This window comes from Planomonospora algeriensis (assembly GCF_977012225.1).
In genome coordinates, this window is sequence record NZ_CDRNDK010001132.1 from 1 (window position 1) to 354 (window position 354).

Consider the following 354-nt stretch of genomic DNA (forward strand, 5'->3'; position numbering starts at 1 on the left):
GGCACGTGCGGACCTTCAGCCCGTGGAAGTACGACATCGACGCCGCCGCCCGCCGACTGCTGGACGCCCACGGCTGGACCGCCCCTGATGAGGACTGGCTGCCCACCGGCGCCGAGCTCGTCGAGGACTACCTCACCCCGCTGGCCGCCCACCCCGCGATCGCCCCGCACCTGCGCCTGAACGCCAAGGTCACAGGCATCAGCCGGGCCGGGTTCGACCGAGTCCGCACCACCGGCCGTGACACCGCCCCGTTCCTGATCCGCCTCGCGGACGGCACCGAGATCACCGCCCGCGCCGTGGTGGACGCCTCCGGCACCTGGCGCACCCCGAACGTGCTCGGCGCCTCCGGGCTGC

The 354-nt window shown here is 74.3% G+C and carries 1 pseudogene; it reads left to right on the forward strand.

Annotated elements, in window-relative coordinates:
- Nucleotides 1-354 (forward strand): annotated as a pseudogene (locus ACWJ6R_RS38140) (flavoprotein); the annotation flags it as partial.